Source organism: Exiguobacterium sp. MH3, assembly GCF_000496635.1.
In the GTDB taxonomy this organism is placed as follows: domain Bacteria; phylum Bacillota; class Bacilli; order Exiguobacteriales; family Exiguobacteriaceae; genus Exiguobacterium_A; species Exiguobacterium_A indicum.
This window is the reverse complement of the sequence record NC_022794.1, coordinates 1,366,290-1,390,689: the sequence shown is the minus strand read 5'-3', so window position 1 is coordinate 1,390,689 and position 24,400 is coordinate 1,366,290. Positions and strand designations below refer to the sequence as shown.

Below are 24,400 nucleotides of genomic sequence, written 5' to 3'. Positions count from 1 at the left end.
AGATGGCGATTCGTTGGAAGGAAGAGATGATTCAGTTCGAGACATTTCGTGAAGCCGAAGTTTGGGCAGACTCGATCACGAATGAGATTCATGGTCGTCCAATCACCGGATATTGCACCCCTGACTTTAAAGTCGCGACGATTCTTGCTTTTTATTTAGCGGAAAACCCAGACTATCGCGTACGGTCGGCAACGGTTCACCTCGATGAAGAAGTATATTATCAAGTCTGGGTCGAGATACTCGATTCACTTTGACTTCGTGAATTGGTCCAGGACGATTTCCTGAAACGCGCGTGTTACGGGTGAACCCCACTTCGACTGTTTCGTAAGCAGATGGGCATACATCGGTTCGAACGTCTCATCATGTTGAATGATTTTTATCGCACCTGCTTCCACTTCATCTGCTACCGTCACATGCGGTAACACAGCAAAACCCAGACCGTTCATCACCATCTTCTTGATTGCCCCGATACTCCACAATTCTTGCGTCTGAAACGAGATGTCTTGGTTTTTGACGCACGCCTCAAACATCGTTCGGTAACTGCACCCGTCTTCATTCGTCAGATAGACGTATGCGTCCGCGGAAGATCGAATCGCGTCAAAATGATCCGGCATCGTCGGATGACCAAGGATGACGATCTTCTCTTCTGTCAAAACATCATGCGAACAACGTTCGGCGGAAAACATCGGATACAGCATCAAGGCGACATCGACCCGTCCATGTAAGAGTTCGTCTTGATTTTCCTTACATGTCCCATTCGATAAGATGATGTTGACATTCGGATATGCTGTCATGAACGTTTGCAAGACGGAACCAAGACGAGAGATCGTCAGTGACTCTGGCGCTGCGACTTTCAAGACGCCTTCAAAGGGATCCTGTTGTTGAATCGACTTGATTTTCTCGTGTGTCGCTAGTAAATCTTCAGCAAGCGGGATGATTTCCTGACCTAGCGGTGTAAGCTGAAGCGTACGATTGGCATAGAAAAACAAAGCACCGCCTACTTCTTGCTCGAGCAGTTGCATATGGGACGTGATCGTCGATTGCGTATAGCCGAGGTCACTCGCAGCTGCTGTATAACTCCCTGTCTCAATGATCTTCAAGAAGCTGATCAAATGGCGAATTTCCATTCTGATACTCTCCTTTCATTATTCCATCGAAAAAAATGATGGAATGATTTTTTATTTCAATTTTATTTATCGTTCTTGTCATCTTACACTAGAATTCAAGTAATCGATAGAATGAAAAAGGAGTTTTCTCATGAATGTTGTTGCTTTTTTATCTTATGTCATCATTACGTCCATCACACCAGGACCAAGTAATCTGTTAGTCATGCATGAATCGAGTCACTTCGGTTTTCGTGGTGCTTGGCGATTTAATACCGGTATCTTACTGGGGTTCATGATGCTCGGGTTGGTCAGCGCGTTAGGGACGACAGTATTACAAGCGACGTTGCCTATGATTGAACCGATTCTTCAATGGCTCGGTGCCGCATACCTCGTCTACCTTGCCTATAAGATTGGTTTCCCGAAACAGACAGCAAGTCAGATCGATACCGTGCCAGCGACATTTTTATCCGGTCTGTTGTTCCAACTCATCAACGTCAAGAGTATCCTCTTTTTCTTAACTGCTTTATCGACGTTCATTCTGCCGCATAGCACGTCTACTGTAGAAATCGTTCAATACACGTCGTATGCCATCATTCTCGGTTGGATCGCCTTATTGCTTTGGGCAGGAAGCGGCTCCCTGTTTCGTTCGTTATTTCAAAGATACGATGTCGCGTTTCGCGTCATTATGTGTGGTTTACTCCTTTATTCAGCTGTGACGATTTTTCAGTGAAATGCAGAAAAAGGACAACACACCTCAGTTGCGAGGCATGTTGTCCTTTTTTAATGCAATCATTGCTTCCACTGCCGCGTCCATCCGCTCTTGTAAGCCAATTTTATTCAAGACGACGAGCCCCTCAGTAAAGACAAAGAGCAACGCTGTTTGCTGTTCGACATTTTCCCCCTCTGTTGGTACATAGATCTGTTTAATCCAATCGTCGAACGATTCCCCGATTGTCCGCGTGATCGACGTATACGGTTCCCCCTGACTCGTTGCGAGATGGGTGATCTCGAACCAAAGATTCAAATATGGCTTGATTCGTGGCTCATCGATTGCTTGTCGCAGAAAACGGACGAATGCCGTGAACTCGAGTTTTAAATCTGGTTGCTGCAGTAAATCGATCAGTTCTTGGCTGATCGAGGTCAACACCGCGGTCTCGATGTCTTGTTTATCCTTGAAATAATGCATCAGCATCCGGTCACTCGTCCCGGCAGCGGTCGCCATCTTCTTCAAACTCATTTCCTTGATGCTTGATGCTAACGTCGCTTTTGCAATCTGATGCGTATAATCCTGTCGCTTCTGTTCAAACTTATCCATTATGATTGATTCTCCCTTCTCCTTTTTCATCATACAACATCTAAGTAGATTGACGCATGAATGTAGTACATGCTACATTAATTTGTAGTAATCACTACATTTCAAGGAGGATCCTTCATGAAAGAATCTCAAGCTTCATTTGTAGACAGCATCCCGAAACCTTTATTGCTCGTCATTACGATCGCTTTCGCTGTTTTAACTGCCTTTTCGATCATTGACTTTGGTGTACTTGGAATCTTTACGGAAGCGACACAAAACACGGCGACGCTCCAGATTTTCGTCGACCTGATTCTCTGCGCCCTCTTCATCATCGTTTGGCTCCGCCATGATACACGTCGTACCGGACGAAGCTTTCCGCTTTGGGCAATCATCACCCTCGCGATTGGTGCGTTCGGACCCCTACTTTATTTGTTGACTCGAAAATCATGACGTTCTGACACGTGCCGCATCTTCGGTACGTGTTTTTCTTAAGGTAAACTTAAGAAAGCGACTCCGTCTATCAACAGAATTCGATCGTATCCTAAGAGGTAGATTACAATTTAAAGGAGTTTTTACCTCATGAAGAAAGCCATCTTTGATACGATCGTCCACTTAAATGCTCGACCAGTTGTCGCGAACACACTAAAACGGTTTGCAATGAGTCGCTTTAGTAAACCACTCATCCGACCTTTCATTCGCACCTATCACATTCAGACGGATCAAGCGCTGAAGTCCGTCGATTCGTTCACCTCGCTGCACGATTGTTTCGTACGCGAGTTACGTCCCGGTATGCGACCAATCGCAACCGCGCCGGATGCCTTCGTCAGTCCGAGTGACGCTGTCCTTTCCATTGTCCCAGCATTAACGCAAGATAGTCGGTTTACAATTAAAGGACAGGACTATACGATTGCAGAGCTGATCGGCTCGAGTGAACGCGCCGAGGATTACGCGAACGGTGTCGCCTTGATTTTCTATTTGAGTCCGACCGACTATCACCGTGTTCATTCGCCAGTCACGGGCGAAATCACGACGAGTTATACACTGGGGCGAGAATCGGCACCCGTCAATGACATGGGGCTACGATTCAGCAAACGTCCGCTGACACGTAATTATCGCCGCGTCACCCGTCTGCAAGTCGATCACCGCACGATCGAGCACGTCATGGTCGGTGCGCTGAACGTCAATACGATCGTTCAGACACATCAAGGACGACTGCTGGAGCGTGGTGCAGAGTTCGTTTACTTCTCGTTCGGTTCGACTGTCATCCTCGTCTTGCCACCGGACACGGTCGAACTCGCCCCAGACATCGAACGTAGCGTCAAGATGGGGGAGCAGATCGGACGCTGGATCCCGTAAAAATGGATTCCCTTTTTTTAAGATTTCTGACTAAGAAAAACATTTGAATTTGCTAGACTAAAGGAAACTGCTGTTCAGAGGTGACCTTCATGTCCAAACGCTTATTCAGGCGAACCTTACTGCTTGCATGCTTACTTTTCCTCACGTTTTTCACGCTCTATGGTATACACCGCGCTTCAGCGATATCTGAACCCGAACACCTCATCTTTCAGGCAAAAGGCGAATCCTGGAACGCCGTGATTCATGTACGGCAAGTCAAAGAACGTCCTTTATCTTACCGGGTAAGCGAAGGCTACGCCCTAACATATATCGGACAGGATCTAAAACGAGTGGAGCACCAACAGAAACCTGTGACCTGGTTTGTCGGTAGTCAGTTGTCAGATGGTCGATATGCTAAACACTCTAGCCATTTCCAAAGCTTCATTGGAACCGAAAGAGATGGCGCCACCTTTGAGACGAGTGCCGCCTTACAAATCTTTAAAGATACTGACACGTACCATGTCCGAATCAAATGGGATGGCAACCGTGAAGAGCAGTTGACGTTAACGTGTATCGGCATGGAATAACTTACAAAACGGGAAAGAGGTTATATCATGAAAAAAGTCGTTTTATCATTCGCTTTCTCGATTATGACGGTATGGATATTAGTTGGTTGTAATAATGAAGAGATAATGCAAAGTACTAGTGAAAAACCGACGGCATCCGAAGTATTGAGCGAAGATGCTAAAGCAGACATTTTTCAATTCAATGATACGATCTACAAATCAGACGTAGCATGGGCAGAAAAAACCAAAGTCACTCAGAATGAAAAAGTTGGAGAAATTAAAAGAAAAAGTTCGGATAAAGACGCTTTTGATAATGGGACTGCTACGAAACTCTATAAGGGTACCGTCCTATACTCTACTAAAGAAAGAGAAGACATTTTGCTAGTGAGTTTCAATGGGAAATTTAAAAAGTACGTTGCTTTAGGAGAAGGTTAATTTGTCTATAAGAAAAGGCATCCTCAGCTAAGGATGCCTTTTCTTATTTAGATCATGCTGATAATAGAGAAGCTAATCAGCCGTTGACGACTTTTTCAGATACATCTTCATTCATCGACTGACGATTGATCGAGAGCGTTTCTCCCTCTTTAAGTCGTTTTCGATATTCTGCTGTCGCCGTGAATAAGACATCTGTTGACGAGTTGAGTGCTGTCTCAAACGAATCTTGTAACACACTGACTAGAACACCCGCTGCTACGACTTGCATCGCGATGTCATTCGGAATCCCGAATAAGCTACATGCGAGCGGAATCAAGAGGAGCGAACCGCCAGCGACACCGGATGCGCCACATGCACAAACAGCAGCGAGAACACTCAAGATGATGGCTGTCGGAAGGTCGACTGGGATACCAAGCGTATGAACCGCTGCTAACGTTAAGACGGAAATCGTGATGGCCGCTCCCGCCATATTGATTGTGGCACCGAGCGGAATCGAGATCCCGTACGTCTCTTTATCGAGGTCAAGTTTCTTACATAATTCCATGTTGACCGGAATGTTTGCAGCTGAGCTTCGTGTGAAGAAAGCGGTAATTCCACTCTCCCGGATACATTTGAAGACGAGTGGGTATGGATTCTGACGAACGTTGATGAACACGATGAGAGGATTAACAATGAGTGCTACGACAAGCATCGTGCCAATCAATACCAATAATAAATTCCCGTAATCGAGCAATGAAGAAAGACCGTTTTCCGTAACAGAGCCAATGACGATTCCCATGATACCAAGAGGAGCCAATTTGATGACCCATCCGACCATTTTCGCAATGGCGTCAGAGAAATTCGAGATGAATGTCTTCGTCGTATCGGACGCATTTTTTAAAGCGATTCCTAACACGATCGCCCAAGTCAGAATGCCAATGTAGTTCGCTTGGATGAGCGCATTGACTGGATTATCAACCATATTTAAGACGAGTTTCTGAAGAACTTCAACCGTGTTCCCCGGAGCAGCCAATTGTTCCGCACCTTCTGTTAATCGAATGTTCACTGGGAAAAGGAAACTAACGATGACCGCAATGGCTCCCGCTAGGAACGTCCCAAGCAGATACAAGAAAATGATCGATTTCATATTCGTCTGCTGTCCTTTTTTATGCTGCACGATTGATGCCATAACTAAGAAAAAGACTAAAATCGGCGCGACTGCCTTCAGGGAAGAAATAAATAAAGTCCCAAAAATGGTCAAGGATTTCGCCGCTTCAGGAATCGTGACGGCTAAAATAATACCCACGATCAAGCCAATCGCGATTTGTTTCACTAAACTGATTTGGTTCCACATCTTCAACACTTTCATACGTTCCCCTCCAGGCTTACAAAAAATAAGTTATTTAGAATTCGAAAAACGATGACTTCTCTCTTCTACTCAAAAGGATGAATAGTCTAGTCATTCACTTTTCTAAAAATTCTCGCAGTTTGTTGTGTTCTATTCTTGCATAAATCGTGTGAAATAAAAACTAGTTTTTTGCAAGAAATATAATTCCTTTTACTGGATGTTGAATTAGCATACGAATGCAATCGATTGCATAATTACAAAAAAAGTAGAAGAAGAGACATGCCTCCTTCTACTTCATTATGTAAACTAAATCTTTTTTTTAAGTGTTAATTATCCTTTCTTTACTTTTCAAGAGATCGTTGTTTTTTTGCGTTTGACGATCAACAAAACGATCACGAATAGAAACTCAAGGATTGTAAAGATGCCGACGAAGAAATAGACGACTAACACCTGACTAATCCCATCGACAGCAATCGTGTAAAACCACAGTAATGAAATGCCCGTCGTATAAAGAAGATTGATGATTGTTCCACTAATCAGACTAGCTTTCAAACTTTTCTTACTCCGCGCCTGGCTCACGATGATGATGATGGCACCGATCATCCAGACGACGAGTATGAGTTCAAGGATAGTCTTATCGTTCCATTGTACATCCATGATTTACTCTCCTTTTCAATAGGCTGATTGAATGCGATTGATACCTATATTTTACAGCAATACAAACTCTTCTAGCCTTATGAAAGTTAAGCAAATAAGTTTTTAAAGATCCAAATCAGAATAGTCTTTCATTTTCCTAACCCGAATACTTTCCTCCTGACCGATTTGATCGGTTTCTTTCAAACGGTGCTGAACGACGAGCAACACCAATACGATCGCAGATAGCACACAAATTGTCGCATAATATGGTTGTGTAAATCGCTCCGCCGATAGCACCTGTAAGATTGTCAATCCCGCAAGCATCCCGTGAAAATACCTTTGATAGTTGCGCGGTATTCCTGGCTGTCCGAACGTCTCATACCAAATGTATAAGCCAAGTCCGAACGCGAGTCCGTTCAGGATCGGCGAAGGAAGGAGGAAGAGAAGAATGCCGAGACCAAGCATCAACCAAGCGTATCGAATAGCGGGCTTAAAGAAAGCAGGATCGAGCTGCGCTTCCTCTTCCTCGATGACGGGCGCTGCTTTCTCCGCTTCGGTCAATGGTCGAAAACCAAGGGCTTCTTTCGCTTCCGCTAACTCAAGCATTCGTGTCTTCATCCCGAAATAAAACGGAAAACGTTCTTTGACGACCTCCCCTTCATCCGTCTGACCATCCGCTTGTTCTTGCACGGATACGTGATACAGCGTGCGCCCCATTCGGTAACTGACCCAATAGTCAGTCGTTTGACCATTGTCGCGTTTGAGTTCAATCACCTTCGTTTGTTGATTCGTCATGATATGTGATTCCTTTCGTCGCAAGTTCCTGTAATTGTTCTGACGCATACAACAGGAGAATGAATCCTGAGATGAGACAGATCGCTCCGTTAATCGATAGATTGATTGGTGATAAATAGTTTTTCGATGAGCCCGCTAAGGCGAACATGAAAAGTGCTCCTGACCAGCGATACATGCGAGTACGTGCAGATTTTCCTTCGAGATGCATCGGCCAGAAAATCATCAGAACGACGAGTGTTATGTATCCTGGAATCGGCAAGATACCAGTCAGCGTCAGTAATCCACTGAACAAGATCAATAAAGCGCTTAAAATACGCAACTTTATGATGCGTCGGTCGGCTCGAAAATCCATCGCTTCAGACAGAGCAAAAGGTGACCGGATGTATCCATCGTCTAACTTTTCACGGACCCACGTTTTTTTCTGACGATACGCGAGGAACGGATTTTTGAAAACAATCCGCTTCGTTGCGGACTCTTCATTCCTTTCCATCGTATCCCCGCTATCGATTGCCTGCTCTTTTCGGGCAACACCTTCCCGGCAGAATAAAGTGCGCCCCTCTTGGTGAAAGACGATGTGATGCACACGATCGTCGATTTGTTTTACTAATTGAATCATGATTTGTGCTCCCTTTATCTTACTTTCTACATTCCTATAGGTCTCACCATGCCGCGCTGACCACGTATAGTATGAACAGTCCACCTAAGACACAGACATAACCATAATGTCTGACGGTCAACGAACAAAATAAGATGACGCCAATTGACAAAATGATACTGAGTACGAATGAATCCACCGTGTCGACGCTATCCCCGTGTCCCGCTAGCGGTGTCTTTTTCGCATGCTTTGAGCGGATAAAATAGATGCCTAACGTCAACAAGAATATCCCGACACCAAGACCAAGAAACGGTACCACCATCGACGTCTCCTCCGACATATGTATTCTTTGAATATGTTTATTTCATGAAGTTATTATACAACTATTAATTACGATATTTTCCTTTAATAAGTTTCATTGAAAAATTTTCTATGTATGATTTTTTCTTTTATATCTTCTTTTTTACAAAAGGAGTGCAGCACTATGTACGCTTCCATCGCACCAGTCCGCACTCCTATTTCGCATGATGTATCTACTTTTCTTATTTAAGATTTTTCTCCGAAAAATAGGGTCATGGACCTGTACCACAAGAGACCGCATACTTTTCTTCACTCACCTTCTTCGAATAACAGACAAAAGGAGTTCCGCCTGTTTCACTTTTCCAATGGTACCAAAACATATGGTAACGCTCCGCTTGTGGATCTTGTTCCGTAATGATTGCAAAGTAACTTTGATAGAAATAGCCTTCTTTATAAAGTTCGTGTCTTAGAGCACCTCTCGGCGAAGCATCCGTAAACAGAACCGGTGATAGGATCGGCATGAGTAGTACGATGATGGCTAGCGTTCCGAAACAGATCAGGACTATTTTCTTTCTGTTCTTTTTCTTAGAATTCGATTTACCCATCTTTTTCAACCTTTCCTTTATTGGCTTTTTTTGTTATATAGTAACATTATCCATACAACAGAAAGAGGTTTTGATATTGAAGAAAACTATTTTATTATCACTCTCTTTAGGTGTACTTCTATCTTCTGGTTTTTTGATCAGTAACGCAATAGCGACTTCTAATATTTCACAGGAAAAATATGAAAGCACGATTTCAAAGGAGCAAGCCTTCACTTTTTTCACGAAAGTCCTGGAACAACAAAAAGCGGATTTTTTAAACAATACGCCGTTGGCACACACCAATCAATCGAGATTATCTTCTCGCGACGAGGCTGTATTAATTTTTCTATCTAGTACAAAAGTGGATAAACAACAGCTACATTCATTTAGTTATAAGATTTCTAACGTAAAAGTGTACTCTGAAAATCAACGAAATTATGCTGAAGCTTATGTAACACGAACTTTTAACTTCGGAAGTGGGCTTGAAACGGGTTTAGGTGATACATTGGTGCTCGAAATCCAATCAAGTCCAGATGATTTAAAAGGACCGTCCCACACCATTTCCTCGAGTAAATCAACGAGTGAAGTAAATGAAAAGGTCTCTGTTGATGAATTTTTAGAAAAGTATGAAGCAGAGGCAACAAAATAAAACAACGTAAAGCTACGCCTAAGAAAAACTAAATCGATATTTTGATAACGTCCTGTTTTACAACATAAGTAGTTGTTAATGAAATTTCAAATAGTTATTTGAGGAACATCATTTCAAGTTCGAGGATATAGAAAAATTGATCTATAAGACAGTCGAGAGTTCGTTAAATGACGCTATTCTCAGCGAGGACAGCATCATGGTAACGGCTATGAACGGTCCTTTCGATTCCTGTGTTAAGAAGATCGATTTTGTCAGGAGGTCCATCTCTCAAACGAAATCTTGACGTTGAAAACATTTCGTTTAAGTAAGTCCTGAGTATTACTCTCGGGATGGAGAATAAAATGATGATGGTCATCACGTTGAGACACATAGTCATAGTATATAAATAAGAATTAAGTGTCGCATCTGAATACAAATGTGAATTCAATTGTTTATTAATCACTTTGTATATAGCAATTGGTAATCTGTTCACAGATTATTCATGCACTCCATAGCATTTGTCATTAAAAAATAAAGATGTATACGTTTCAATATTGAAACGTATACATCTTTATTTTTGTTGTCTTTCTTTACTTCAAATTTCATCTATCTGTTCATCAAAATGTTTTATGTTTTCTCAATGCCACTCAATTTTTTTACAAGCAGACAAAATAAAGGTCATATGGAGCCTCAGTCTCAATGATTGCTTCCGATTCCGGATCAAGTAGAATCTAATCGCCTTGTGCTATGGGCATTCCTACTTTTTCTCTCACGGAAGAAATTTTCACTTCTTCTAATTATTCAATATGAATGAAAGGATAAATCAAGTTTCTTTTAGCTGTCAGAAAGATTTTTTGATCTATTAATTAAGTGAAACTAGTCTTTTTTCGATTTAACTTAATTTCTTGTATTTTTTTAGTTTTTCAAATTGACTCATTAGTACGGTCGTACTATAATTACTTACAAGGACGATCGTACTAATAAATGAAAGGAACAAAAAATGGAAAAGAAAAAACTTATTATTGAGGCTACGATTGAGTTAATTAATGAATTAGGATTTTTAAATTTCTCAATAGGAAAAATAGCAAATAGAATTAATGTAAGCAAAGGAGTTATTTCATACCACTTTCCATCAAAAGAACTTTTATTACAATCTGTTGTAATGGATTATTATGAGAATGCTGCTAAATATATGGAACAACACCTTCGGATAGATAAAGGTGCTATGGACACTTTATCTAGTTATATTGAATCCTGCCTATATTTTTCATACGAAAACAAGAAACAAACAATAACTATAGTAGATATTGTTTTAAACTGTCGTAATAAAGACGGGGAACTCCTTTTTCAAGGAGACGATACAAGCATATATCAACCTCTAATTGAAATATTCAAATATGGTCAAGAAGTTGAAAAAGTATATAGAAATTTCCCTCCTGAATTCATGGCAAAATGTGTAAGGAATGTCATAGATTCTGTTAGTGTTTCAATCGCAAAAAATGAAATCGACAATGTAGATGAGGCAATTAGAGAAGTTAAAACTATTTTTGAATCAGCAACAAAATTATAATTATTTGGAGGAATAGATATGAGATCATTTTTACGAATTTTAGCAATGATATTATTGGTATTGCCAGTGCAACATTTAGTAAGAGGACTGTTGTCAAATACTTCAGATAACAGAAATACATTAGAGATATTTGGTCTTAATAATACGATGGTCGTACTCGTTTCAATTATTATGATAGGAATTAGTATTTATCTGTTCTATAAAACAAAACCTGAGAAATAATGATGGAGCTCTCAAAGTGACGTTTGGAAATTTTCGCATTTCATCAATTAAATTAACTTCTTCAACTGTTGAAGAAGTTTCAACTTAGTATTTTTCTCAAAGAAACACTCACTCTTTACCAGCATACGATAATCTATAGATACGTTTTATTAAATACTAAATACATTACTAATCCTTGAATCCTTCAGATAAGAATATTCGAGCCTATCATAACCACTATATTTTGAAGGCAATCAATTTTAATATCAGACTTTAACATTGCCAATATCTAAAGTAAGGGAAGCTCATTTATTTGAAAGTGAAGTAAACAAAATTTATAGGAATTTATAAAACATCTCCTGAGTGGTACACTTTTAAAAGTACTAATATCGGAGGTGTTTTTTGCATATTTACTATTGTTAGATTAAAGATTTACGGTTAAAATCTACTAACTCATCTGTCTCAAACAAAAGATCTTCAAATTGATACGCTCCGTGTTTTTCAATATATTTCTCCTCAGATTAAAAATCGGTACGAACCAGACTGGCAATACGGTATCTGGCTCATTCCCAACATTAGAATCTGTTTCAAATAGGAAGAAGGATTCATCAAAGTACACAGGACTTGTGACATAAACAGAAGAGAACTGATACTTTTCAAATATTCCTTCAGGGAGTGGATAATACTCTGCTGCATCAAATGCATGTCCTGTTCTCATAGCGTACTCAGCCAATTGCCAGAGTAAATAAATGATCTCGTCCTGAACGTCTGGTTGTTCCGCTGACATCATTATTTCTTGATGCATCAGTGAATCATCTTCCGTTTGGAGTGGATGAAAAAGTAATCCAAGGGATGCAATCGTATAGGTTTCCTTAAATGGTGCATCTTTGAATTTCAAGATTTGGACGTTCTTTTGTTCAAGTTCCTCGATTGGAAATGCTTCCGTGAATTCTCCGCAATGCTGTTCTAAATGATCAAGATAATTCATTAAATCAACCTCCGTTTGAGTATCGTTTTAATACTTCTAAACCAATCTGTGATCCCAACATAAATAGTCATTTCAAATTGTCATTGATTTCTTTTAATCGATCTTCGAATTCGTATACAGCTGCTCGATCACCCCACGTTCCTGAGGGATTGATTACCGCTCGTGCCTTTTCCTCTTCCACATACACTCTTTCTCCATAAATACCTCGAGTAATGTAGTAGTATTCTTCATCAGAATCTAAGCTAGGTACACTACCAAATAGTAATGGCGTCTCAAAAGTTTCTTCCCGATGCCTTTTTCCGATCGTTTTCCATTCCTCTTCTCTTATTCCCTGTTGTCCTGTATCCATGATGATACAAGTCTCAGGCTTTTTTTGATCTAACTCGTAAAGGGAAAGAATCGTTTCTGTTCTAAGGTTGTAGTATTGAACGTATTTCATAGAATTTATTTCTCCACTCTCAAAGTTTTTATCTTTAGAGACTCCTATTTCTGCATATCCGTATCCTTCTAGTCGGGGTAACGGAATCGCATAGACAATTCCTGATGATAGGTTCCAACGTACAGGCTTTTTTTTGGTTCGAATGGAAAGGGTCGAAATATCTTTTTCCTCATCTTCTCGTGTACTCAAAAGGCTATCCAATGCATGCTCCAGCAGGTATCGCCATTCCTCAATCAAAAATTCGTGATCCACTCTCTTTTCGAATTCTTGAAGTGTACTTCTCAATTGATTTACATACAGTTCTAATTGCTCTTTATTTTTCAATGTTTTGTATCCCCGTTAACTTATTATGAATTCTTAAAATCATTCATTATTTTTAATCGTTCTTCATATTTGTATACAGCAGATAAATCACCACAGGTTGCAGAAGGATTTATCACCTCTCGTGCCTTTTCTTCTTCCACAAACATTCTTTCTCCATTGATACCTCGAGTAACATAGTAGTTTTCCCCATCAGAATTTAAACTAGGTACACTACCAAATAGTAATGGCGTCTCAAACGTTTCTTTTTCTCGATGCCGTTTTCCAAGTACGATCCATTCTCCTTCTGTAATCCCGTAATACCCCGTATCTATGATGATACAAGTCTCAGGATTCTTTTGGTCTAACTCCTGGAGCGAAAGAATTCTTTCTGTTCTAAGATTATAGTATTGGATGTAATCCATAGACTCTATCTTTCCAGTCTCATGATTCTCATCTTGCGAAATTCTCATCTCTGCATATCCGTATCCTCCAAGTCGAGGTAACGGAATGGCATAGACAACTCCAGATGTTAGCTTCCAACGAATAGGCCTTTTTTTCGTTCGAATGGAGAGCTTTGAAATCATTTGCTGTGTGTCTTCACGTGTGCTCAAAAGACTATTTAATCCGTTCTCCAGAAGGTACCGCCATTCCTCAATCGAAAATTTGCGTTCCATCTTCTTTTCGAATTCATAAAGTGTATTTCTTAATTGATTTACATGCTGTTCTAATTGTTCGGTCGATTCCATTGTTTTTTATCCTCCTGATCCATTACGCTAAAGATTGTTACTTGATTAGCAGCATCTTTACTTCTAATTACTGCGTTCATATTCAAAAATCGCCCACGGCAGCCATAAAACTGCTTCTGTCGCCTTGCCTAATTCATTACAATAATCTGAGTAACGATCCGCTTCTTCGAACGTATGGATCAAACCATGGCTGTTTAGTAAAGTGTTGAAATGATGATAAAAATCGCGTTCCAGTCCGTTACACAAATACGAATGAAATGATCCCGAATCAAATCCTAACACTTCGTACCCGATTTTTTTGGCACCGTCCGTGTCAGGGCTGAGATGTTGTGATACCATTTTTTCTACTCCATAAGGTTCAGGGTTTTGACTACTAAAAGCCGCTACATCTTCCAGAAAATCTACTTTAAACTGTTCAGGCAAACCGATGCTGATGATACGTATGTCAGGAAGATGATTCAAAAAACGATCTACGAACGTTTGCGCAGCATTTAAGTTAGAGAACACTTGAGGAAACAACATATCTCCTGTCTTCCGATGTTCTTCTATCCATTGTTCGAGTAACTGAAAGGTGGTAAGTGAGAGACCGAGTTGATCCATATAACGGTCTTTCTTTAATTCCGAGTTTCCCCATAAGATACTGATGTCAGGATAGTGTGTACAGATGCATTCACTTACGGATAGAACGGACTCATGAACAACAGCCTTGTCCATGTATTCTTTTCGAGGAGTTGGCAGAATAAGATAATATCCCGCAGATAGGTAGCTCATAAATTGGCTCCTTTTTATGTAAAATGAATTCAATGAGTGTATGTAATGGATTTGATTCGCTAAATTGAGTAGAAAGGAAATGAAAACATGGATAAAGAACAAGAAAGAGTGCTCGTCCAATCATTTTTTGTCAAGCGCGTTCAAGAGCGCGTTCTACATGAATTGTTCACGCCAAAAAAACGAGATATGGCGCTTCAGCGGTTAGATCACCGGTATTTAAGCATGCTGAAGAATGATTATTTGATTGAAATCAAACCACCTAATTCATGGCCAGACGATACGTATGATTTGTTGAAACAATATGGTGCACCGGATACGTGCTATTGTCTATCAGAAAACGAGCTGATTAGCGGGAAAACGTTACCTCTCCGTGAGGCACTCGAACACGCCATCGGCTTTGGATTCGCCTCGATCATTTCTTGTATTCCAGGCGAGTTGGCGTATTTCGAAGCGGAGCAATCTTTCGGTCCACCACCTCGCTATTTGTTGAAGAAACCAAGCAATCGGTAATCATCATCCTTGCATGCTTGGTTTCTGACAACTACGTCATGATCGCACGCCAAGATTTGCTGAATCCATACCATCATCCTCATGTTCCTCTTAATTTGCTTCGTATATGCCCTCTCTGAAGTCATACACTTGACTCCATATCTTGATCTTAGTGCCATTGATCGTCACCGTATCCTTCGTCCACTTCACTTCTTTTATTTCGCGACAAGGATACTCCCAGTACATTCTGCGCTTTTCTCCGTCCTTGTTCTCCATAATGCCGAGCATCGCATAATCCACCGTCGCGCCACCATTCGCGCGGTAAAAGCGAATCGTGTGCGCCTGATCGGGCGAGCTACTTTTCGAGATATACTCTTCTTTTGGTACAACATTGATATCAACCAAGAAAAATAGTCGGTAGATCGTCCACACGACATATATCGAAAGACTTACACCTGCTATGATTCCCGTGATCTTCAGCTTTTTTCTCACTTTTCAAAACTCCAATTTTTACATATATTCTTTAATATTCAATCGTTTAGTCGCCCCAAAAACAAACCAACGTATTCTGATAGACGGACGCGATGCACATCCGCTTCAATAATTCTAAAAATTGATGTAGTTCCATGATTCGTTTATCTGACTGATGCATCATCCACGGCTCATTCGCATAATGATTCGCTTGATTCATCATCCACGCTTCCTTCGGTGTGCAATAGCGTTGAATAAGCAGCTCGCAAATTCCAATCAACTCGTTCACTTCTCTTGCTAAGAACAACTTATCGCCGTAAGGATCGAGATCAATCAAGAGGTCACAGCGACTGGAGGTACTTGCGAATTCTTCTCTTAAAAAGCGTTGGACGTTACTCGGAAATGGGAGAATCTCTTTTTCGTTTTCTGGCACTTCTTTTAGACTCATACTGATCCCAAACATGATCGTCCTCCTTTACATCATCCGTGCGAATATCAATCATAGTAGTCGATGCCTTCTCCTTTAGGAAGAAACGCTTTTACCTTGTCTTCACTATCAAAACAGGCTTCATTTGAAAACAGATAATAGCCCATGAAATCATGCTCCATTGTGATGAACGACATCTCTATCGTCGCACGAATGACTGGAACGATACGTTCTTTTTTGAAAAACCATCCTTTGACCATTTTCCGCTCAAACGTCAGGAGATTCGTAAAAGATATGAAATAAAAATCGTTTACTGCCGCATACCAATACGTTTCGTCCAGCAGACGCTCAAGTTCGCTCGCATCGTTCACTTGAAGGCTATAAAAAGGACTGCTCTTATCTGGTTGAACCTTTGTATAGCATAGGTTTTCCTTCTGAAAAAACGGTTCCACTTCTTCATTGGTAAAACCACCGCCGAACGTGACGAATAGCGGAAAGCGATTCAGACGCGTCAAAAAATACTTCAGTACTTCATTGGAGTCATGTCGATAGTCGCGTTCCTCGTCATTCGGAAGACATCCCATCAAATAAATCGACTTAATAGCATCTGGTTGATCAATATCGAGATAACGGTCTTTGATCACTTTTGCATGATTCGTATGTTCTTCGAGATCGATGTATAACATGGAAATCCCTCCACGTATTCTGCTTGATCCATCTACATCATCCAACTGCTTGTTTCATCAATAGAATTCAATGGTACCGTCGTCAGGAAAGATGGCTTTCACCTTGTCCTCGGTATTAAAACAGGGTTCATTCGAAAACAGATAATAGCCCATGAAATCATGTTCCATCGTGATGAACGACATCTCTTTCGTCACATGAATGACGGGAACGATACGTTCTTTTTTGAAAAACCATCCCTTAATTATTCTCCGCTCAAACGTCAAGAGATTCGTAAAGGATATAAAAAAGTCTTCGTTTACAGCCCCATACCAATAGGTCTCATCTAGCAACAACTCAAGTTCGGTCGCATCATGCACTTGAACGTGATAGTATAGGTTCTTGTTTGGTCGAACCTTTGTATACGATAGATTGTGCTTTTGAAAGAAGAGCTCGACCTCCTCGTCCGTAAAACTCCCACCGAACGTGATGAAAATCGGGAACCGATTGAGACGCGTCAAAAATTGTTTCAAGACTCGATTTGAATCGCCTTGATAGTCGCTTTTAGTTTCCATATCCGGTAGACAACCCATCGAATAGATGAAGTCGATACGTTCTGGTCGATCAACGTACAAGTATCTGTCCTTAAACACTTGTGCGTGATCCATACGCTTCTCAAAATAGACATCCAACATGTTCTCTCTCCCCTCTTAATCTCTCTACTACCGATCGATTTCATCTTCTGGAAAGAGTGCTTCTATTTTTTCTAATGCATCGAAATCTGTTTCATTCGAAAAGATCAGCACATTCTCGAAATCAAAGCCGGTTTTAAAAAATGTCGTCGGTTTTGTCATATCGATTACTGGCACTACTCTCTCTTTTTTGATCAGCCACCGTCTTACTCTCCTCGTTTCAAACTTCAATACATCAGTGAAAGCAATCAAATAGTAGCCGTTGTTCCTAGCCACTGAAATGGTCTTCGCTAGTATTTGCAATAAGTCAGTCGGTTGATTCACTTCGACGGTCATATATCTTTCACGCTTAGTGATTGAGGTCTCTGTATACAGTAATTGTTTGTGCTTAACCGTAGACAGCAAATCTTCTTTTTCTAAATCCGTCAGTTCATGGAATCCAAAGGAGAGATAGATTGGAAAACGATTCAACCGTGTGAATAATTGGGTTAACACTTCTTCGTCCGAAATGACTTCATCTTCCTTTGAGTCATCATTATAATATTCGAATGAAAAAATGGATTCGATTCGGTCTTGTCCTTTTAGTGTCAGATGATATTCTTTAATCGTCTTCGCATGATTTTGATGTTCTTCAATGTAAATCTGCACGTTAATCCCCTCACTTTCGCTGGATTGTCACGGTCTCCATCAGGATTCTCTACCAACGGGTGTTACACTACAAGTATGCTCTCTTCTAACGTTCGACAACGAGACATACATAACTCAACTTAGAGGTGATTCCAATGAAAAAACTTCTGCCTTGCGCCATCTGTGGCGAACGCCACGACGAACTCCCGACTGAATATGAAACACTCGGACCGGTCTACTACGAACAAATGTCTGAGAAAGAGCAAGAAACGAAAAGCGAGATGCATGATACGTGGTGTGTCTTAGAACTGGACGGTCCGCATTATTTCGTGAAGGGCATTCTTGAACTCCCGATTGCTGGACAAGACGAACCCTTCTGGTGGATTACATGGGTGAGCCTGAGCCCTGAAAACTTCGCTCGCTTCATCGAGAAGAAACGTCCTCGCATCGAGGAGCCGATGTTCGGCTGGTTTTCAAGCGATCTACCCGCTTACCCGGATACCGTCAACTTAAAAGTGATGGTCCATGATGAAGGAACCGGTCAACTTCCTTTCTTTGAACTCGAGCCGACGGATCATCCTTTGTCGATCGAATTCTATTCCGAGATGACGCTTGCTCAGGTCCATGCCATCGCAGACATCGTCTATGCACAAGAGTGAACCAAATAAACTGAAGCCGCTGTGGAGCAGCGGCTTTTTAGTTTTCACTCTGTTTCGTGATCAAAATATACGTTCTTTCAGGAATCTCAATGTCTTCTAACTGATCAAGTGCCAATGATTACGTCATATTTTTCACTTGCGGATCGGATTCTTCCCCAATCCAACATGTATACAATTCAAACGATTCACCCTCGTCTAAGAAGTCATTCATGAACGTAAACAGATAACGTAGCTTTTCTTTCGATTCCAGTGCAATTTCGGAATCAAAAGGTTCAACGATCTCGATGCCCCAGTTACTCGAAATTTCATATACATACCAATTATGAAAATGTTTCGTTTTTACTTCATACAGATAGTCTTCATCCGCAAAACAGGGACCGATGTATAAAGGAACGGTCTCATCTTCTTCATGTAAATTGAGATACTGTTCAGGAATTTGTCTCTCCATACAAATATATGACGCTAAGCTCATTATGCTTCCTCCTTATGTGTGATGTTTCCATCGTTAGTTGAAAAACGTCTTTCGATCGTCCATCTTTCCAAAATGCGCGATCTTTCCATTCGTACAAAAGTGATCGAGCATGCCAAATCGATCCGTTGCATCGCGGGTCACGATGAAGTTATAGGCCATCAATAACGAAAATTCAGACATGAAGTCCTCAAGCGTTTTCCGCGCGGGACGTGCATATTTCGAAAATAATCCTGTCGTTATTTCTCCTCGATTCAGTAAATGCAATAATTGCTCTTCCAATACCGCTTGCCAATTGGAGTCGTGCAACGTCAACACGTGAATCGAATCGTCATTATCTAGAACATCCCGACCACAAAAGACGACCTCGACTGGAAACGAGGCATTCGGTAAAACTGCATCGAAAAAGTTCTCATACTCTGTTCCAATGTCATCAAGCTCCTCATACGCGACTCCATACATCGAGACACAATCGTTCGTGACTCGGACGATTCCTTGTCCTTGTTTTTGATGATAAGCGTCACTTCTGCTTCAGTCGCCATTTCCTGCTGTTCGATGACAAGGTGTTCGAGAAATCTTTCAAGCTGTGAGTCGTCGGTCATAATCATGTGAGATCGGACCGTCCAATCTGAAAAATCGTCGATGTGTGGATTCTGCTTGAGTGGTCGTTCCAGAAACTTTACTTCAACCGGATACGAATACTGACTCACTTGAAGACGGACGAGGTCTTGCCAATCGTCGCGTGGTAGCAATTCCCGGAACACATCGATCCAGTCGTTTCGTCGAAATGTCATTTTCATCTTACTCACCCTTTTCGGATTTCATTCGTAAAACTCTCTGTCCCTTGGAACGCAGAAATCAGATCTTCTCCAAATAACGTGATGCTACCCTCCCACGGGTGACCGAGGTACCCCCAGCGAAAATCACGAGCGATGAAAAAGGAGTAATCGCCATCTGGAACTGCTGGAATCATCCAGTCTCCTTCTTCATTTCGAAGAAACTGGCGCCTTGGGTCGATCCAGTATCCTTGATGATTCCAATCGAGTGCCATGACGCGTTCCCCTTCAACGGTCAGCTCGGTCAGAATACGCTTTAACGTTTGCTCGATCTCTTCGCGTTTCTCATAATCCACTTCGTATGTAATGAACGGACTTGGGGCATGGTATGAGGGGAAAACTGTCGTACTGGGTGCGAATTGAAATTGTTGATCAATGACGTGCCATATCTTCTCGTCCTCCGCTTGCGTCATCGGAATCCAGCTCCATGGTTTACCTTCACCAATCAAATCGAACGTCGCTCCTTGAGGATATAGAACGGTGTACGCTGCTCCTTCTTGTACTGCAATTTTTGGTTCGTCTTGTACATCGCGTGCTTTCGTCTCTTCAAAAATTAGTGCAATGGCTGCCTCGACATCAAGGACATGGTAAAAGATATTCGTCGTACCGCTACCGATATCTCCCCCTTCGCAGTAGCCGTTCCCCGTATGAAGCAAACAATCATTGATTACTTCTTCCATCATGTAACGTCGCTCGAGCGCTGTTTCTTCCTGATCCTTTTCATAAGAAAACTGGACGATTAATTCCCGGTAATCTGTCTCGTTCAGCTCGCGATAGCCTTGACGTTCAAACTTCTCGATCAGCTGCAAAATCTGTACACCTAATCGTTTGAAGCGCGAGACGCGTATCTCTCTCACGTCTTCCGCTCTTACCCATTCTCCAACGATTCCTTGATGTTGAACGATGAGGCGTTCCTCCGTATAGATTGTTTGGTAGAGCGTATCCGAGCCGTTTTGTTTTGTCAGTTGGATCATGAGTGGTTTCCGCTCCCTCCATCACAATGCGTTCAAGTCACGATTTTCTATGTAGCCTAAAAACGTATCTTGCAATGCACCATCTGTCTCTACGGTATCGACCGGATCTCCTGCTTCGTCGACTCGGACAAGTGCAAGTTTCGCTTCAAGCGCAGATCCATTTAGTCCTGAACTCCCATCGATGATACTAAATACATGGGAAATCGTATCGATGATCGTCTGTTCAATCATCTGTCTCATTCGTTTTTGATCCGCTTCGCTCGAATGTTGGTAAAACGCGATGCAGGCCGTATAGTCATTGACGTTTGGATCGACTTCTTCTTCATAGATGTCCTTATAATCTGCCATACCGTCCTGAACGACCGTCCGATGGACCGCTTGAACAAACTCTTCCATCTCTTGATTCATGATTTTTCTCTCCTTTTATCAACAGTTCGTAGTTCATGTCTCTTATCTTGAACGTTTAGCTTTTACATCTGTTCGTCTAAACAGTGTCTTATTCAGCCCATACCGACAAACGAGTCCGAGGATCATTGTCATCGGTCACCCACTTGATTCCGGTATACCCACGTTTCATCGCATTCTCGTAAAACGCTTCAGATACGTGCTGCTCCTTACAATAGATATCGACGTATGTGCAGTCATACACCAAAATCGCGATTTGACAATTGCTTTCCTGAAACCACTCATAACTTGTTCCTACTTCTTCAGTCTGACCACGTTGAAATGCAAACAATTCAGCAAAGATCAGGTAATTGCTTGGTCCCCTTAGCCATTTCGCTAGTTCATGTCCTGTCGCTTTCTGATCGATTGAAAACTCTTCTAAACTGTCATACAAGTCCCCGTCCATGGTTTGGATCGGAAAATCAAAGTTACGAAGAAACCAGTCATACGCTTTCATCTCGATCGCACTTAATATGTCGAGCAAGACACGCCCCGGTTCATTCGGGATTTCAAATGACACACCACGCAGACTCATTGAATTCCTTCTTTCTACATTGTTATAAGAAGGCTGCCGTATAAAAACACTGTAGTTCCTGTTCTTCACTTGAACTTCCCCACGTGCAGATGGAATAACCTTGTGCGGTCAATGTCGTGACCATCTCGACGACTGGCAAACCTCCACTCTCTGTTAAGCCGATGTCGAGTACCTGATCAAGTAGCTCTGACAGTGTGGCGGTCGATCATGATTCCCACAAATAATGGTATACATAGCTGGAGAATCACTAATCATCTCAACGGCTGTTGTGAGCTGTTTGTTACCAAATTCAGCAATCCCAACGTAGTACGGTTCTTTGCCCACTTTAACCGCTACTTCCATTCGGGAGGTGAAGCCCTCGAGCATCTCTTCTCGTTCGAGTAGACGCCACAGCTTGTAATAATCAAAGATTCTTTTGGACTGAAACTCATTTCCGACACACACTACTACATAAAAGCGATAGGTACTCAACGCATGCTTTTGCTTTAGCTCATCACGGAACATCTCACTACTGATTTGTTTGAATTGGACGATGTCTTCTGGAAACAAAAGCATCTCACCGACCACACATAGACAGCGAATTGATGAACTCGCATCCGCAAGCCATGGAAAGATGCGTGTCGCATCGCTATGCTCTTCAAGATACGTTTTCATGAAGTATCTCCTTTTTCATTCCCATTGACACGTTACGCTTTGATTGGTTTCAAATCGTAGATGTACGAGTTCATTTATTTTGAGATTAGACAGTTTCAGCGCAATTTGAGCTTCATTCGTGTAAGGCAATTCGAATCTGACACCTTCGATTTTTTTCAATAAAAAATATGACCAGTGCTGATTGTATTCATTCTCGGACAGAACATCCCATAACGCATCCTCACAATGATTCGCTTCGTAGATATATAATTTCATGACCGTGTTCTCCACTATCACGGATAACCTTGCGAATACGGGAGGGTTGGGAATTCGCGGTTTTTGAATGACCAATGTATAGCCCTCTTTTAGAAGACGATCTAATTGTTCGCGGCTATCCGGAAGCTCCTCTTCGATGACGGAAGTCGGCAGTTCTCTGATGCGAATCGGCAGACCTACTTCATATTCAAAAGGATCTTCGAGTGCGAGTAAGTCTTCATGGGAATAGATTATTTTCATGAAATCATCCTCACATTCTTTTATGGAGTGCTTTCAAATTACACGCGCGCCATGCATCACGGACGATATCTTGGAAAGTCGTTGCCTTCGGTTTGAGTTTCAACGTTCTATAATCGAAGCGATAGACGGCTTCGTCTGGACGCTCTTTCAATACCGCATAGTATTCGTCCTGTTTAAACGACAAGCCAAAAAAGAAATACTTGTCACGGATCGCATCGAACTCGGTTAACGCGTATTCATCAAGACTAACCGAGAGATTGTCTTGGATCTCATGCGATAACCCGTTCCAGCTCGTTAGCGGTATACCGTATAAGTTCAACTCTTCGGTAAAACGTACACCGTTACATACCTTCAAAATACCTTTATACCACTCCGGAATCGCAAAATGATCGATCTCGAATGCTTGGATGCGGGCTTCTGGACAAGGACTCTCCACGGACACTTGATAGTTTTGGATGGAGGATGAATAATCATACAAATACAGCTTGTGCTCCACCTTCTCACCTTCGATTGGAATACTGTATTTCAAGGATTTTTGATCGTTCACATAAAATAGTCGCATCGCCTGAAGGATATTCGTAAGAAAGACATCGTCTGGTAAAGCAGTGTTCTAATGATTCAGTCGTGGAACTTCAACGTCTTCTAGTGACACGTCTTCCTCGTCATCGTGTTCTTCAAAAGCCTCATGTTCCCCGAGGACGATTGCGATACCTGTCGCGTTACCGTCTTCTCGTCGGACGAGGACTTCATAGTGTCCGTCCCCCATTAACTGAACGGCGACACCGAACGGAAACAGGAAGATCTCGTCTTCCATCATTTCGTCTGAGATTGCGATATAGAACGGGTCGATCTCGTCGTCGAACTCTAGCGTATTTCGAATCTCCCAATCGATGGCTTCCCGTCTCCCGTAATCCGCTGTGTTCATGACGACGAGCTGCGCTGAATCGACGACGACTAGATCGGATAACGGCTCGAAATCGGATGGATCCATCTTCGTTTCTTCATTCATTGTTAGGTAAAGCAAATTGATTGATTCGAACTCATCTTCGTCATAGAACACCGTCCAAATCGAACCTTGTTCAACTGGAATTGTCACGTTGTATTCTAAATCCGGCTCAAGGAAAGCCGGATCCGAGACAATCAGATTCCCTTTGTGACTTGTAAACGTGCCTAGTTTTTTCATGGTGTATACCTCTTTCTTAAATATAACGGAGAGGACATTTCCAACTTGCTAATGCCATTGGATTAATCAAACTTAACCCTTTGATTCTTGTTGCATCCGCCAATCCATGAATCCGGTGGTTTCCTCTTGTCGGAAACGAGTCCAATACGTTAAGGTTAGATTC

General features: G+C 41.8%; 36 protein-coding genes. 10 read left to right on the top strand and 26 right to left on the bottom strand.

All coding sequences use genetic code 11. From position 1 onward, the window contains the following. Nucleotides 1-2: 2 nt before the first annotated feature. Entirely contained in the window at nt 3-254 is a 252-nt protein-coding gene (locus tag U719_RS07190; protein WP_023468085.1) for a hypothetical protein, read from the top strand. On the opposite strand, the gene U719_RS07185 is transcribed toward U719_RS07190, so the two are convergent. Continuing rightward, nucleotides 246-1,127: a LysR family transcriptional regulator gene (locus U719_RS07185; protein ID WP_023468084.1), complete on the bottom strand. Its 882-nt coding sequence runs from the start codon at nt 1,125-1,127 to the stop codon at nt 246-248. The genes U719_RS07190 and U719_RS07185 overlap by 9 nt on opposite strands. 130 nt (nt 1,128-1,257) lie before the next feature. Here U719_RS07185 and U719_RS07180 point away from each other — a divergent pair, with 130 nt between their 5' ends. Beyond that, the gene (locus U719_RS07180; protein ID WP_023468083.1) at nt 1,258-1,836 is read left to right on the top strand and encodes a LysE family transporter; all 579 of its coding nucleotides are present in this window, start codon (nt 1,258-1,260) and stop codon (nt 1,834-1,836) included. Between the two features lie 24 nt (nt 1,837-1,860). On the opposite strand, the gene U719_RS07175 is transcribed toward U719_RS07180, so the two are convergent. Beyond that, nucleotides 1,861-2,421 (bottom strand): TetR/AcrR family transcriptional regulator, encoded by a 561-nt coding sequence (locus tag U719_RS07175; protein ID WP_023468082.1) that lies wholly within the window; start codon nt 2,419-2,421, stop codon nt 1,861-1,863. Between the two features lie 117 nt (nt 2,422-2,538). On the opposite strand from U719_RS07175, the gene U719_RS07170 reads away from it, so the two are divergent. From U719_RS07170 to U719_RS07155, 4 genes are all read left to right on the top strand, one after another. Then, on the top strand, nt 2,539-2,850 hold the full coding sequence (locus U719_RS07170; RefSeq protein ID WP_041255079.1) for a DUF2834 domain-containing protein: 312 nt from the start codon (nt 2,539-2,541) through the stop codon (nt 2,848-2,850). 129 nt (nt 2,851-2,979) lie between these two features. Then, on the top strand, nt 2,980-3,756 hold the full coding sequence (locus tag U719_RS07165) for a phosphatidylserine decarboxylase (RefSeq protein WP_023468081.1): 777 nt from the start codon (nt 2,980-2,982) through the stop codon (nt 3,754-3,756). 236 nt (nt 3,757-3,992) lie between these two features. After that, nucleotides 3,993-4,322, top strand: a complete 330-nt coding sequence (locus U719_RS16745) for a hypothetical protein (RefSeq protein WP_158408691.1) — start codon at nt 3,993-3,995, stop codon at nt 4,320-4,322. A gap of 27 nt (nt 4,323-4,349) precedes the next feature. Then, on the top strand, nt 4,350-4,736 hold the full coding sequence (locus U719_RS07155; RefSeq protein ID WP_023468079.1) for a hypothetical protein: 387 nt from the start codon (nt 4,350-4,352) through the stop codon (nt 4,734-4,736). Between the two features lie 76 nt (nt 4,737-4,812). On the opposite strand, the gene sstT is transcribed toward U719_RS07155, so the two are convergent. The 6 genes from sstT to U719_RS07125 all read right to left on the bottom strand — a co-directional run bounded on the left by sstT (nt 4,813) and on the right by U719_RS07125 (nt 8,994). After that, nucleotides 4,813-6,084, bottom strand: coding sequence for a serine/threonine transporter SstT (gene sstT / locus U719_RS07150; RefSeq protein WP_023468078.1), 1,272 nt, complete (start codon nt 6,082-6,084; stop codon nt 4,813-4,815). 327 nt (nt 6,085-6,411) lie between these two features. Continuing rightward, complete coding sequence (locus tag U719_RS07145) at nt 6,412-6,720, bottom strand: hypothetical protein (protein ID WP_023468077.1); 309 nt, start codon at nt 6,718-6,720, stop codon at nt 6,412-6,414. A gap of 102 nt (nt 6,721-6,822) precedes the next feature. Then, nucleotides 6,823-7,494, bottom strand: a complete 672-nt coding sequence (locus tag U719_RS07140) for a hypothetical protein (protein ID WP_023468076.1) — start codon at nt 7,492-7,494, stop codon at nt 6,823-6,825. After that, nucleotides 7,466-8,110 carry a hypothetical protein gene (locus tag U719_RS07135; RefSeq protein ID WP_023468075.1) on the bottom strand — a complete coding sequence of 215 codons (645 nt, stop codon included), beginning with the start codon at nt 8,108-8,110 and terminating at the stop codon, nt 7,466-7,468. The genes U719_RS07140 and U719_RS07135 overlap by 29 nt, the downstream gene beginning before the upstream one ends. Nucleotides 8,111-8,153: 43 nt before the next feature. Further along, nucleotides 8,154-8,411, bottom strand: a complete 258-nt coding sequence (locus U719_RS07130) for a hypothetical protein (RefSeq protein ID WP_023468074.1) — start codon at nt 8,409-8,411, stop codon at nt 8,154-8,156. A 250-nt stretch (nt 8,412-8,661) separates the two neighbouring features. Then, on the bottom strand, nt 8,662-8,994 hold the full coding sequence (locus U719_RS07125; protein ID WP_023468073.1) for a hypothetical protein: 333 nt from the start codon (nt 8,992-8,994) through the stop codon (nt 8,662-8,664). Nucleotides 8,995-9,070: 76 nt separating this feature from the next. On the opposite strand from U719_RS07125, the gene U719_RS07120 reads away from it, so the two are divergent. Next, on the top strand, nt 9,071-9,622 hold the full coding sequence (locus U719_RS07120) for a hypothetical protein (protein WP_023468072.1): 552 nt from the start codon (nt 9,071-9,073) through the stop codon (nt 9,620-9,622). 979 nt (nt 9,623-10,601) lie between these two features. Continuing rightward, complete coding sequence (locus U719_RS07115; protein WP_023468071.1) at nt 10,602-11,171, top strand: TetR/AcrR family transcriptional regulator; 570 nt, start codon at nt 10,602-10,604, stop codon at nt 11,169-11,171. A gap of 649 nt (nt 11,172-11,820) precedes the next feature. Here U719_RS07115 and U719_RS07105 read toward each other — a convergent pair. The 4 genes from U719_RS07105 to U719_RS07090 all read right to left on the bottom strand — a co-directional run bounded on the left by U719_RS07105 (nt 11,821) and on the right by U719_RS07090 (nt 14,619). Continuing rightward, nucleotides 11,821-12,360, bottom strand: coding sequence for a suppressor of fused domain protein (locus U719_RS07105; RefSeq protein ID WP_023468069.1), 540 nt, complete (start codon nt 12,358-12,360; stop codon nt 11,821-11,823). Nucleotides 12,361-12,427: 67 nt separating this feature from the next. Then, nucleotides 12,428-13,123, bottom strand: coding sequence for an Imm26 family immunity protein (locus tag U719_RS07100; RefSeq protein WP_023468068.1), 696 nt, complete (start codon nt 13,121-13,123; stop codon nt 12,428-12,430). Between the two features lie 23 nt (nt 13,124-13,146). Continuing rightward, nucleotides 13,147-13,848, bottom strand: coding sequence for a hypothetical protein (locus tag U719_RS07095; RefSeq protein WP_023468067.1), 702 nt, complete (start codon nt 13,846-13,848; stop codon nt 13,147-13,149). Between the two features lie 63 nt (nt 13,849-13,911). Beyond that, entirely contained in the window at nt 13,912-14,619 is a 708-nt protein-coding gene (locus U719_RS07090) for a hypothetical protein (protein ID WP_023468066.1), read from the bottom strand. An 87-nt stretch (nt 14,620-14,706) separates the two neighbouring features. Between U719_RS07090 and U719_RS07085 the strand changes: the two genes are divergently transcribed. Further along, entirely contained in the window at nt 14,707-15,129 is a 423-nt protein-coding gene (locus tag U719_RS07085) for a hypothetical protein (protein WP_023468065.1), read from the top strand. Between the two features lie 90 nt (nt 15,130-15,219). On the opposite strand, the gene U719_RS07080 is transcribed toward U719_RS07085, so the two are convergent. From U719_RS07080 to U719_RS07060, 5 genes are read right to left on the bottom strand one after another with little or no spacing between them, the layout of a single operon-like run. Next, complete coding sequence (locus U719_RS07080; RefSeq protein ID WP_023468064.1) at nt 15,220-15,600, bottom strand: DUF5412 family protein; 381 nt, start codon at nt 15,598-15,600, stop codon at nt 15,220-15,222. 46 nt (nt 15,601-15,646) lie between these two features. Continuing rightward, nucleotides 15,647-16,042, bottom strand: a complete 396-nt coding sequence (locus tag U719_RS07075; RefSeq protein ID WP_023468063.1) for a hypothetical protein — start codon at nt 16,040-16,042, stop codon at nt 15,647-15,649. 32 nt (nt 16,043-16,074) lie between these two features. After that, nucleotides 16,075-16,692, bottom strand: coding sequence for a hypothetical protein (locus tag U719_RS07070; protein ID WP_023468062.1), 618 nt, complete (start codon nt 16,690-16,692; stop codon nt 16,075-16,077). A gap of 57 nt (nt 16,693-16,749) precedes the next feature. Further along, a complete protein-coding gene (locus U719_RS07065) occupies nt 16,750-17,364 on the bottom strand; it encodes a hypothetical protein (protein ID WP_023468061.1) in 615 nt (204 codons plus the stop codon). A 27-nt stretch (nt 17,365-17,391) separates the two neighbouring features. Continuing rightward, a complete protein-coding gene (locus U719_RS07060; RefSeq protein ID WP_023468060.1) occupies nt 17,392-18,009 on the bottom strand; it encodes a hypothetical protein in 618 nt (205 codons plus the stop codon). A gap of 134 nt (nt 18,010-18,143) precedes the next feature. On the opposite strand from U719_RS07060, the gene U719_RS07055 reads away from it, so the two are divergent. Beyond that, entirely contained in the window at nt 18,144-18,647 is a 504-nt protein-coding gene (locus U719_RS07055; protein WP_023468059.1) for a DUF2199 domain-containing protein, read from the top strand. Between the two features lie 118 nt (nt 18,648-18,765). Here the strand turns inward: U719_RS07055 and U719_RS07050 are convergent, their stop codons facing one another. The 9 genes from U719_RS07050 to U719_RS07010 all read right to left on the bottom strand — a co-directional run bounded on the left by U719_RS07050 (nt 18,766) and on the right by U719_RS07010 (nt 24,237). Continuing rightward, on the bottom strand, nt 18,766-19,095 hold the full coding sequence (locus U719_RS07050) for a hypothetical protein (protein WP_235147645.1): 330 nt from the start codon (nt 19,093-19,095) through the stop codon (nt 18,766-18,768). 57 nt (nt 19,096-19,152) lie between these two features. Next, nucleotides 19,153-19,578, bottom strand: coding sequence for a hypothetical protein (locus tag U719_RS07045; RefSeq protein ID WP_041255077.1), 426 nt, complete (start codon nt 19,576-19,578; stop codon nt 19,153-19,155). Between the two features lie 343 nt (nt 19,579-19,921). Further along, nucleotides 19,922-20,926: a DUF2716 domain-containing protein gene (locus U719_RS17015; RefSeq protein ID WP_023468058.1), complete on the bottom strand. Its 1,005-nt coding sequence runs from the start codon at nt 20,924-20,926 to the stop codon at nt 19,922-19,924. A gap of 21 nt (nt 20,927-20,947) precedes the next feature. After that, the gene (locus tag U719_RS07035) at nt 20,948-21,334 is read right to left on the bottom strand and encodes a hypothetical protein (RefSeq protein ID WP_023468057.1); all 387 of its coding nucleotides are present in this window, start codon (nt 21,332-21,334) and stop codon (nt 20,948-20,950) included. Nucleotides 21,335-21,422: 88 nt separating this feature from the next. After that, nucleotides 21,423-21,890, bottom strand: coding sequence for a DUF2691 family protein (locus U719_RS07030; RefSeq protein WP_158408690.1), 468 nt, complete (start codon nt 21,888-21,890; stop codon nt 21,423-21,425). Between the two features lie 168 nt (nt 21,891-22,058). Then, the gene (locus U719_RS07025) at nt 22,059-22,559 is read right to left on the bottom strand and encodes a hypothetical protein (protein ID WP_023468055.1); all 501 of its coding nucleotides are present in this window, start codon (nt 22,557-22,559) and stop codon (nt 22,059-22,061) included. Nucleotides 22,560-22,574: 15 nt separating this feature from the next. Further along, nucleotides 22,575-23,054 carry a hypothetical protein gene (locus tag U719_RS07020; RefSeq protein ID WP_023468054.1) on the bottom strand — a complete coding sequence of 160 codons (480 nt, stop codon included), beginning with the start codon at nt 23,052-23,054 and terminating at the stop codon, nt 22,575-22,577. Between the two features lie 10 nt (nt 23,055-23,064). Further along, nucleotides 23,065-23,616, bottom strand: a complete 552-nt coding sequence (locus tag U719_RS07015; protein ID WP_023468053.1) for an SMI1/KNR4 family protein — start codon at nt 23,614-23,616, stop codon at nt 23,065-23,067. A gap of 48 nt (nt 23,617-23,664) precedes the next feature. After that, on the bottom strand, nt 23,665-24,237 hold the full coding sequence (locus U719_RS07010; RefSeq protein WP_023468052.1) for a hypothetical protein: 573 nt from the start codon (nt 24,235-24,237) through the stop codon (nt 23,665-23,667). Nucleotides 24,238-24,400 lie beyond the last annotated feature (163 nt).

Excerpts from the sequence above, each read along its gene's own strand:
- U719_RS07190 (WP_023468085.1), top strand. The coding sequence starts at position 3 with ATGGCGATTCGTTGGAAGGAAGAGATGATTCAGTTCGAGACATTTCGT.
- U719_RS07115 (WP_023468071.1), top strand. The coding sequence starts at position 10,602 with ATGGAAAAGAAAAAACTTATTATTGAGGCTACGATTGAGTTAATTAAT.
- U719_RS07085 (WP_023468065.1), top strand. The coding sequence starts at position 14,707 with ATGGATAAAGAACAAGAAAGAGTGCTCGTCCAATCATTTTTTGTCAAG.
- U719_RS17015 (WP_023468058.1), bottom strand. The coding sequence starts at position 20,926 with ATGATCCAACTGACAAAACAAAACGGCTCGGATACGCTCTACCAAACA.
- U719_RS07010 (WP_023468052.1), bottom strand. The coding sequence starts at position 24,237 with ATGAAAAAACTAGGCACGTTTACAAGTCACAAAGGGAATCTGATTGTC.
- U719_RS07180 (WP_023468083.1), top strand. The coding sequence starts at position 1,258 with ATGAATGTTGTTGCTTTTTTATCTTATGTCATCATTACGTCCATCACA.
- U719_RS07175 (WP_023468082.1), bottom strand. The coding sequence starts at position 2,421 with ATGGATAAGTTTGAACAGAAGCGACAGGATTATACGCATCAGATTGCA.
- U719_RS07035 (WP_023468057.1), bottom strand. The coding sequence starts at position 21,334 with ATGAATCAAGAGATGGAAGAGTTTGTTCAAGCGGTCCATCGGACGGTC.
- U719_RS07185 (WP_023468084.1), bottom strand. The coding sequence starts at position 1,127 with ATGGAAATTCGCCATTTGATCAGCTTCTTGAAGATCATTGAGACAGGG.
- U719_RS07065 (WP_023468061.1), bottom strand. The coding sequence starts at position 17,364 with ATGTTGGATGTCTATTTTGAGAAGCGTATGGATCACGCACAAGTGTTT.
- sstT (WP_023468078.1), bottom strand. The coding sequence starts at position 6,084 with ATGAAAGTGTTGAAGATGTGGAACCAAATCAGTTTAGTGAAACAAATC.
- U719_RS07020 (WP_023468054.1), bottom strand. The coding sequence starts at position 23,054 with ATGAAAATAATCTATTCCCATGAAGACTTACTCGCACTCGAAGATCCT.
- U719_RS07015 (WP_023468053.1), bottom strand. The coding sequence starts at position 23,616 with ATGCGACTATTTTATGTGAACGATCAAAAATCCTTGAAATACAGTATT.
- U719_RS07155 (WP_023468079.1), top strand. The coding sequence starts at position 4,350 with ATGAAAAAAGTCGTTTTATCATTCGCTTTCTCGATTATGACGGTATGG.
- U719_RS07145 (WP_023468077.1), bottom strand. The coding sequence starts at position 6,720 with ATGGATGTACAATGGAACGATAAGACTATCCTTGAACTCATACTCGTC.
- U719_RS07055 (WP_023468059.1), top strand. The coding sequence starts at position 18,144 with ATGAAAAAACTTCTGCCTTGCGCCATCTGTGGCGAACGCCACGACGAA.
- U719_RS07090 (WP_023468066.1), bottom strand. The coding sequence starts at position 14,619 with ATGAGCTACCTATCTGCGGGATATTATCTTATTCTGCCAACTCCTCGA.
- U719_RS07140 (WP_023468076.1), bottom strand. The coding sequence starts at position 7,494 with ATGACGAATCAACAAACGAAGGTGATTGAACTCAAACGCGACAATGGT.
- U719_RS07025 (WP_023468055.1), bottom strand. The coding sequence starts at position 22,559 with ATGAAAACGTATCTTGAAGAGCATAGCGATGCGACACGCATCTTTCCA.
- U719_RS07105 (WP_023468069.1), bottom strand. The coding sequence starts at position 12,360 with ATGAATTATCTTGATCATTTAGAACAGCATTGCGGAGAATTCACGGAA.
- U719_RS07170 (WP_041255079.1), top strand. The coding sequence starts at position 2,539 with ATGAAAGAATCTCAAGCTTCATTTGTAGACAGCATCCCGAAACCTTTA.
- U719_RS07045 (WP_041255077.1), bottom strand. The coding sequence starts at position 19,578 with ATGTATGGAGTCGCGTATGAGGAGCTTGATGACATTGGAACAGAGTAT.
- U719_RS07125 (WP_023468073.1), bottom strand. The coding sequence starts at position 8,994 with ATGGGTAAATCGAATTCTAAGAAAAAGAACAGAAAGAAAATAGTCCTG.
- U719_RS07095 (WP_023468067.1), bottom strand. The coding sequence starts at position 13,848 with ATGGAATCGACCGAACAATTAGAACAGCATGTAAATCAATTAAGAAAT.
- U719_RS07075 (WP_023468063.1), bottom strand. The coding sequence starts at position 16,042 with ATGTTTGGGATCAGTATGAGTCTAAAAGAAGTGCCAGAAAACGAAAAA.
- U719_RS07165 (WP_023468081.1), top strand. The coding sequence starts at position 2,980 with ATGAAGAAAGCCATCTTTGATACGATCGTCCACTTAAATGCTCGACCA.
- U719_RS07070 (WP_023468062.1), bottom strand. The coding sequence starts at position 16,692 with ATGTTATACATCGATCTCGAAGAACATACGAATCATGCAAAAGTGATC.
- U719_RS07135 (WP_023468075.1), bottom strand. The coding sequence starts at position 8,110 with ATGATTCAATTAGTAAAACAAATCGACGATCGTGTGCATCACATCGTC.
- U719_RS07130 (WP_023468074.1), bottom strand. The coding sequence starts at position 8,411 with ATGGTGGTACCGTTTCTTGGTCTTGGTGTCGGGATATTCTTGTTGACG.
- U719_RS07050 (WP_235147645.1), bottom strand. The coding sequence starts at position 19,095 with ATGGAGAGACAAATTCCTGAACAGTATCTCAATTTACATGAAGAAGAT.